The sequence below is a fragment of the Heliomarina sp. genome (assembly GCF_052826185.1).
The window spans coordinates 1-4,363 of record NZ_JBRBUI010000006.1 but is presented as its reverse complement, the minus strand read 5'-3'; the positions used below and the strand labels follow the sequence as shown (position 1 = coordinate 4,363).

General features: G+C 60.0%; 5 protein-coding genes. 3 read left to right on the top strand and 2 right to left on the bottom strand.

From position 1 onward, the window contains the following. The 3 genes from ACU0FH_RS00540 to ACU0FH_RS00530 all read left to right on the top strand — a co-directional run. Nucleotides 1–681: Mu transposase C-terminal domain-containing protein (locus ACU0FH_RS00540; protein ID WP_446192911.1), on the top strand; the 681-nt coding region annotated here is incomplete at its 5' end. 1 nt (nt 682) lies between these two features. After that, nucleotides 683–1,564: a TniB family NTP-binding protein gene (locus ACU0FH_RS00535; RefSeq protein ID WP_054540544.1), complete on the top strand. Its 882-nt coding sequence runs from the start codon at nt 683–685 to the stop codon at nt 1,562–1,564. Further along, a complete protein-coding gene (locus ACU0FH_RS00530; protein ID WP_238372990.1) occupies nt 1,561–2,595 on the top strand; it encodes a TniQ family protein in 1,035 nt (344 codons plus the stop codon). The genes ACU0FH_RS00535 and ACU0FH_RS00530 overlap by 4 nt, the downstream gene beginning before the upstream one ends. Here the strand turns inward: ACU0FH_RS00530 and scpB are convergent. Both scpB and ACU0FH_RS00520 read right to left on the bottom strand, forming a co-directional pair. Then, on the bottom strand, nt 2,579–3,178 hold the full coding sequence (gene scpB, locus ACU0FH_RS00525; protein WP_054540543.1) for an SMC-Scp complex subunit ScpB: 600 nt from the start codon (nt 3,176–3,178) through the stop codon (nt 2,579–2,581). The genes ACU0FH_RS00530 and scpB overlap by 17 nt on opposite strands. A 2-nt stretch (nt 3,179–3,180) precedes the next feature. Beyond that, entirely contained in the window at nt 3,181–4,071 is an 891-nt protein-coding gene (locus ACU0FH_RS00520; RefSeq protein WP_446192910.1) for a DUF1403 family protein, read from the bottom strand. Nucleotides 4,072–4,363 lie beyond the last annotated feature (292 nt).

Genomic DNA, 4,363 nt, shown 5'->3' with positions numbered 1-4,363 from the left:
CGGGGTGAGTATCTGTCCGAAGACCGTGCGAGGCTCAACTTTGCAGACCTCGAACGCTGTATCGCGCTGGCGATTATCGATCACAATCTTAGCCAGAATGAACGCAAGCTGACAGTCCCGACCAATGAATGGGAACGAAAATGCCGTCAGCCGGACGGCCCGGAAGACAACCCTTTCGACGTTCTGCTCAGCTTTCTCCCGAACAAGACACGCAGGATTTCACCTCAAGGTGTCAGCCTGTTTGCCAACGACTATTTCGATCCATGGTTGGGCCCGTTGGTCGCCCGCCGTGATCGATTGGGTGCTCTCGATGTTCGTTATGATCCTCGGGACATTAGTCACATCTACATCAAGGATCCCGATACAGGAGCCTGGCGCCCTGTGGAGCGGCGGGATGGACTGCTTGAGGCGGTCACCGTCTGGCAGCACAGGGCCGAGAGAAGCCGAGCGCGCGAAACCGGCCGACGCCCGATCGAGGAGAAGACCGCGATCCGCCGCGAAATCGCGGCGACGGTAGATGCCTCGGCATCGAAGAAGCAAAGGCTGAAGGAAGTCGCACGGGCCAGGCATGCGGCTCATGCGCCGAAACCCTACCAGAGCCTCACTTCTTCCCCGACACCAATCCGCGAAACACCTGACCCTGAGCGCCCGCGCCGCGTCTTTCCGGTTGAGGATTGGTGAAATGACGGATCACCTCCTGGACTCCGCCGCATCACTTCTCGATGCCGGTGACGCGTGCCGCATCGCCCATATCCGGACGGCCCGTTGGATCAGCCATCCTGTTGCAAGTCGCGCCCATAACGCCATGCGTCTGCTACTCGATCGGCCAGTAACTTTGCGCCCCAGAGGGCTCTTGCTGACGGGCCCTTATCACAATGGCAAGACGATGATCGCCGAACGCTTCGCGATTGAACATTTGCGTCAGTCAGAACGTCAAAGGATCTGGGTGATCCAGACCCGAGAAGGTGCCGGACTGTCTCACTTCTATGCCAGCATTCTTGCCGGGTTGCGCGCGCCTCAGGCCTCTGGTTGGCGAAGCCTGTCGCGCGCGGGCGAGCAGGTGGATCATTTGCTGGACAGCTTGAAACCCCGCCTGCTCATCTTCGATGAGTTTCACAGCGCCCTTCGAGGGCGCCGACAGGACGTGAAATCTATCTTTTCGTTCCTGCGCCGCATCGCAAGTGTCCACGATATCTCGCCCGTACTGGTCGGCGAGGTTGCGGTCTATGACGCGGTACACGACACCGAGGAGATGGGATCGCGGTTCGATACGATCCCTGTTCCCAGATGGGCGTATGACGAGGATTTCGCGACGCTCCTCGATAGTCTTGAAACCTGCATGCCTCTCGCCCGCGCCTCGGACCTGTCGCGACCGTCACTGGCTGAGATCATCCATGAATTGTCAGAGGGCTTGATCGGAGAGGTCGTCGATATCGTGAGCAACGCGGCTATCACGGCGATAAGGAACGGCGAGGAACACATTTCTGAAGCGACCATCGCCTCGCTTGGTTACACGCCCCTGTCGAAACGCCGAAATGCTCCTTTGCGCCGCGAAATGATGTGACCCAGTCTGCGTCCGAGATCACAGTCACACCTGCGCGCGACTACGGCAATGAGGTGGGGCATGGCTGGCCCGTCGTTGTTGAACCGGCACCCGGAGAGCTGCTGTCGAGCTGGCTGCATCGGCTGGCCATGGCCAATGGAATTCCACCTCAATATTTTGGGCGGGTTCTGGATGTCGCAGGTGGAGATTGGTCTGCGAAGCTTGACCGTGACCTTCCCGGGCGAATCCTCAATTTGCTGGTCGAGCGAACGCGGTTGCCTACCGAGGATATTGATGGCTTGGCTTTGAACCGCGACCCGCTGACCCGGTTGCGCATGCGGCAGACCACAGGATCAGGAGATGCCCGCGCATCGACCGCCCGGGTCAATCGGCTGCAATATTGCCCGGCATGCCTGAAAGAGGATCGCGCACCGTTCTTCCGGCGCGGCTGGACTTTGGCGACGCGCGTTTCCTGCTTTCGGCATGGATGCAGCTTGCGCGACCAATGCCCTGCCTGCGGCGGCGGCATTGCGCCTTCACGACAAAACCGGCTTCTGCGGCAACAATTCTGCGTCTGGTGTGATGCTGATCTCCGAAAACCCACCCTGCCCGCCGAGTATGATGTGCAGCGTCTCGAACGGCTCATCGACGATTTGCTTCGAATGCATGTTGCGGGACATGGACGGCATGGAAAGACATCCCTGCCCGCCATGCTTGGGGCGGCTTGTTTCACGTTCAATGGCCAGCCGACGTCAATTTCGCGCTTGCCGCACCGGGTCCGCTACGTATTGTTCCGCCAGTTGGCCGATGGAATGACGCACCTCCAAAAACGTTCCGTGCATCCTGCAATTGATCTCTGGACCCGCATTGCACGGGCTGCGCCCAAGCATTCCGACTTGGTGGCGTTATTGAGTGCAGAGATCACGTCACAGATCACACCGGGAACAAAGACGCGCTCCAGACATCCTGATTTGGCGGACTTACAACAGGTCATCGTTCGCCTTCATTCAAACCGCCGCACATCATTGGCAACGGCTATGCCTGCGAATTGATGACCCCTGCATCCTCCATCTGCTCCCGATCGGGCAGGTCCTGCAGCGACTCCAGATCGAACGCGACCAGGAACTGCTCCGTCGTCACATAGGTATAGGGTGCCCCGCGCCGCGGCGACCGTGGCCCGGTGACGATCAATCCACGCGCATGCAATCTTCCGATCAGATCTCGGCTGATCTCTTTGCCGAAGATGTCTTTCAGGCCGTCCCGTGTGATCGGCTGGTGGTAGGCGATGGCGGCCAGGACAGCGACATCGTATTCGCGCAGATCGAGATCCTGATCGCCGACATCTGCGGCCGTCCTGATCACCGCCGCATAGGCCGGTCTCGTCCGCAGCATCCAGCCGCCGGCCACCTGCGCCACTTCGAAGGATCGTCCTTCGAGATCGGCGACCAGGTCTTCGACCAACAGATCGACCGAAGCCCCCTGCCCCACCACGCGCGCGAGGTCCTCGCGCGGCACCGGCGATGCGCTGGCGAAGAGAACGGCTTCAATCCGCCGCATCCATTCGCGCCAGCGCAATTCGGTTGGCAGATCGTCCAATTCCCGGTCGAGGTCGGTTTCGGCGTGATCTTTGACCATGCCTAGATCCCGTAAAGGCGGAAGGTGTCACGCCCGGTGAGCTCTCGGGCGACCCCTAACGCCACCAGCCGGTCGCAAAAGCGGCGCGCTGCCCGGTCGGACCGCAGTGAGGTAAGCGCGGTAGGGGCAATGGCATCCCGTGCCAGAAAATGGGCCACTGCCTTGTCAGAACCCCTGGCTCGCAGTTTCGGTGCGGCCTCTTTGAGCCGTGAAGCGCGTCGTTTCAGATCGATGGCCTGGTGCGTTGTCTCAACTGCTGCCTTCCCAATTGCCTGATGACAGGTCAACCGCAACTCCTCGCCGGTTTTTCGAAGATCACCGCGCTTGAGGCCGAGTGCCAGAAGCGGCAGGACATGGCTCCACCCGAGCGCCTGCGCCAAAGTTGCATCCGCAAGAAGCAGTGCGGCGGCGAAGTCGCGGGGTCGATCTCCAAGAACGGCCTCCAGGACGGTGGCCGCTTGAGTCACCGGAGCCGCCTTCACCACTTCGAGCCAGGTTGCGATCTGTTCCGGTTCCAAAGTCGGCAGCGCCCGGTTCAATGCCTTGGCCGCCACCGGCCGTTCCACCGCGCGCCGCCAAGAAAGATAACTCTCGCCCGCTGGCCCCGGGCTGTCACCCGGCTGCAGAAACGCCAACGCATCCCGCAAGTCTGCCACCCTTTCCGGCCGCCCCGAATGTACCACACAAGCCTCCGCCGCGCGCAGCGCCAAACTTTCCCGCAACAAGGCTTGGGGGACGTCATCGCGCCCGATCACCAGATGCAGATGCGCGAGCGCCGCGCCCGACAAAAACGCCACATCTTCATGGGTTTCGGGGCGTGCGGAAGTGACCCAGGGCGGCATCCGAGGTAAGATATCAGGGTCGTCAATGAAGGTCGCTCGAGCATATGCCATGCCACAACACTATCCGATGGCGGCGCTTTGTTCTACCACATACTGTGCTAACCGCCCCGCTTTGCCGTATCCAGTTTTGTCCAATAAGTTTGCCTTATCGGACATAATAGGATAGGTTGAATTTACCATCCAAAATTAACGCATTTCCGGGTGTCAGAAGACCGGAATTCATGAGATTCAAGCACTTCCCTGAAAAGCGAGTCGGGGTTCATGAGATTCTGTACCGGTATTTATGAGACTGGATGAGTCGGTATTTGTGAGACTGGCGCTGTCTCGCGGCTTTTTCGGCAGT